4 protein-coding genes are annotated in these 3,463 nt (G+C 71.3%); 2 read left to right on the top strand and 2 right to left on the bottom strand.

Features of this window, described 5'->3' with window-relative positions; all coding sequences use genetic code 11:
• Positions 1-42: 42 nt before the first annotated feature.
• Positions 43-687: a phosphatase PAP2 family protein gene (locus J0670_RS33410; RefSeq protein ID WP_207815972.1), complete on the bottom strand. Its 645-nt coding sequence runs from the start codon at positions 685-687 to the stop codon at positions 43-45.
• 201 nt (positions 688-888) lie between these two features.
• Positions 889-1,563, bottom strand: a complete 675-nt coding sequence (locus J0670_RS33405; protein WP_207815966.1) for a helix-turn-helix domain-containing protein — start codon at positions 1,561-1,563, stop codon at positions 889-891.
• A gap of 183 nt (positions 1,564-1,746) precedes the next feature.
• Between J0670_RS33405 and J0670_RS33400 the strand changes: the two genes are divergently transcribed.
• Both J0670_RS33400 and J0670_RS33395 read left to right on the top strand, forming a co-directional pair.
• Positions 1,747-2,937 (top strand): cytochrome P450, encoded by a 1,191-nt coding sequence (locus tag J0670_RS33400; protein ID WP_207815965.1) that lies wholly within the window; start codon positions 1,747-1,749, stop codon positions 2,935-2,937.
• Positions 2,938-3,021: 84 nt separating this feature from the next.
• Positions 3,022-3,463, top strand: a 442-nt coding sequence (locus J0670_RS33395) for an AMP-binding protein (RefSeq protein WP_207815963.1), incomplete at its 3' end; no start/stop codon positions are given.

Genomic DNA, 3,463 nt, shown 5'->3' with positions numbered 1-3,463 from the left:
GAACCCCCGGCCCGCCGACCGCGAGGCACCGCGGGAGGCCGCTCAGCGGGCGGCGTGGGCGCCGCCGCGGGGGGCCTTGAGCACCGGTGCCAGTGCGCCGTCGCGCAGGCGTGCCACCAGGGGGACGGCGATGCCGCCGAGGACGCGGCTGGTCAGGTAGGCGACGGGCACGGCGAGCAGGGCCGCGCCGAGCACGTCGTGGGGGTAGTGGTCGCCGAGGTAGACACGGGTGAACCCCTCGAACACCGCGAAGCCCACGGCGATCAGCGACAGGCGCCGGTCCAGCAGCCACAGGGCGGCCACGGTGGCGAAGGCCGTGGTGGAGTGGCCGCTGGGGAAGGCGTAGTCGCTCGGCGCGGCGCAGGAGTCGACGAAGTAGGCGTGCGGCAGCGAGTAGCAGGGCCGCGCCTCGGCGACCAGCTTCTTCACGACCTCGGCGACGCCGAAGGCGAGGACGACGGCCACCGGCGCCGCCAGGGCGAGGGTCATGGCCGGGGTGTCACGGCGACGAGCCCTCCACCAGCCCATCAGCATGAGCACCGCGAACACCGCGAGCCCCGCGTTGGTCCACAGGGCGAGCGGGGAGTTGAGCCACTTCGTGTCGCGGGCGAAGTCCGTGACGGTGGTGAAGAGCGAGCCGTCGATGCCGGAGCCGTCGAAGGCGAGCTGGATCGCGGAGTTGGTCATCGGTGGGATCTTTCGGGGTCGAGCCCCGCCGGCAGGCCGACTGCTCCGACCGAATACCGCCACGGCGACGAGTGAACATCCACGTTTCCCGCAGAAGTTCTGCGTCACTGTAGACGATGAACGAGAGGGAACCAATTCATGAACAACAGGGGTGACCGGCGGCCGTCTTGACCCGCTTCGCCGGGCTTCGGCGGACACCCGTCACAGCAGGAGGCCGCGCCAGCGATCGGCCGACTCGATCATGTCCTGGATGACCCGCTCCAGGAACGCGCCGGCTTTGACCATCCGCCGCCCCGCAGGACTGTCGGGCCCGAGGGCCTCCACGACCGCCGCCGCGGCCTCCGCCGTGTCGAGCGTCTGCTGCGCGCCGATCACGATCGAGTGGTACCAGGCCTCGTCATCGACCACGTAGACGTCGCGGCGCCGCTGCGGATCGCGCTCGCGGCGGATGTACCCACCCTGGACCAGCTGGTTCACGGCCACGGAGACGGAGGCCGGGCTGACCCGCAGCCTGCGGGCCAGCTCGGCCGCGGTGCGCCTGCCCTCCTCGGACAGCAGCAGGTCGATGTGCACGCGCGCCGTCATTCTCGGCATCCCCGACCTGACCGCCGCCGCGACGATCTCCTGCGCCATCGCGTCGACCGCCGGCCCGGCCGCGCGCCGGGACGCCGGCATGCCGCGGCGCGCTCTGCGCGATGTCTCCTGGTGCGCCTGCTGGGGCCGGTAGTCGGCGGCGCCGCCGTTGCGTGCGACCTCCCGGCTGATCGTCGAGGTCGGCCTCCCGAGCCGCCTGGCGATCTCGGCATAGGAGAGCCGGTCGGTGAGCCCGGCCGCGATGCGCTGGCGCTCCTGCTGGGTCAAGCGTCCTCCTGGCATTCCGCCAGTATTGCCTTCGGCGACATTCATTGCAACGAATCGTTGCGTTCGAGCGCAGCGTCGTTGCATCAATTTCCCAGTGCTGACCTGGGAATGCACGATTCCTACGATTGACTCCGAAATGAATGCAACGTAGCTTTCGAAACATCCCGAAGGCACATCACCGCGAGACGAGGAACAGTCATGGGCGAATCCCCGCACGCCGTCACGTCGCTTCCGACGGCCCGTCAGGCCGGCTGTCCCTTCGACCCGCCGGCGGAACTGATCGAGGCCCGCCGGCACGGCCCCATCAGCGGCTTCACCCACCCCGGCGGAAAGCCCGGCTGGTTGATCACCGGGTACGACCTGGTCAGGTCCGTCCTGGCGGACCCGCGCTTCAGCTCGCGCAAGGAACTGATGAACGTGGTCGACTTCGAGCTGCCCCCCGCGCCGCCCGGCGAGTTCCTGCTCATGGACGAGCCGCAGCACGGGCGTTACCGCAAGCCGCTGGTGGGCAAGTTCACCGCCCGGCGGATGCGGCTGCTCACCGAGCGCATCGAGCAGATCACCACCGACTGCCTGGACGCCATGGAGCAGGCCGGGCCGCCGGCGGACCTGGTGACCGCGTTCGCCAAGCCCGTGCCCGCCATCATCATCTGCGAGCTGCTGGGAGTCCCGTACGAGGAGCGGGGCTCCTTCCAGGCGCAGATCGAGACGTTCCTCAACGGGGAGACGGGCGAGGAGGAGCTGATGGCGGCCTACACGGCGACGCAGCAGTACCTCGCACACCTGGTGGCCGCCAAGCGCGCCCACCCCACCGACGACCTGCTCAGCGACCTCACCAACAGCGACCTGACCGCCGAGGAGTTGCAGGGGATCGCACTGATCCTGCTCTCGGCGGGGTTCGACACCACCGCGAACACACTGGCACTGGGCACCTTCGCCCTGTTGCAGAACCCCACGCAACTCGCGGCGCTGCGCGCCGATCCAGCGCTCACCGACCGGGCCGTGGAGGAGCTGCTGCGGTACCTGAGCGTCGCCAAGTCCTTCATGCGGACGGCACTGGAGGACGTCGAGTTGGGAGGCCGGACCATCGAGGCCGGCACGACGGTCGTGCTCTCGTACAACACCGCCAACCGCGACCCCGAGCGCTTCACCGATCCCCACGTGCTCGACCTCCGGCGGCAGGACGGCGGCCATCTCGCCTTCGGCCACGGTGTCCACCAGTGCCTGGGCCAGCAGTTGGCCCGCATCGAGCTGCGGGTCGCGCTGCCCGCCCTGCTGAACCGCTTCCCCACGTTGCGCCTGGCCGTACCGGCCGCGGAGGTCGACCTGCGCCCGGAGATCGCGGACATCCACGGGGTGAAGAGCCTCCCGGTCGCCTGGGACGCGTGACCGCGAGCCGGCCCGGTCGCCCGCGGTGGGTGGGCGAGGCCACCACCCGCTAGGCTGACGCCCCATCAGGAGGGCGGTCAGAACATGGCTGAGGCAGGTCCGACGTACACCGCGATGGTGCTGGACGGGCTGGCGCTGGACCGGGGCCGGACGGCGCTGCGCTTCGGCGACGAGGCGCTCACCGCCCAGGACTGCCTGGACGCGGTGTACCGGATGGCCCGCGCGCTGGAGCGGGCGGGCCTGGGCCGTGGCGACGGGGTCACCGTGCTCTCCGGGAACCGCCCCGAGGCGCTGCTGGTCCGGCTGGCCGCGAACCTGCTGGGCTGCCGGGTGGCGATGCCGTTCCCGGACGGCCCGGTGGAGGAGCTGGTGGCGCTGGCCGCGTTCGTCGAGACGACGGCGCTGGTGTTCGACCCGCGCCGCTGTTCCGCAGCGGCCGGGCCGATCGCGCGGGCGCTCCCGTCCGCCGGGCTCTTCTCCCTCGGGCCGTCGACGCTCGGCGCGGACCTGCTGGAGCTCGCCGAGG

The sequence above is a fragment of the Streptomyces sp. FH025 genome, from assembly GCF_017427025.1.
Classification (GTDB): domain Bacteria; phylum Actinomycetota; class Actinomycetes; order Streptomycetales; family Streptomycetaceae; genus Kitasatospora.
The sequence above is the reverse complement of the archived record's forward strand: the minus strand, read 5'-3'. Positions and strand labels throughout refer to the sequence as shown.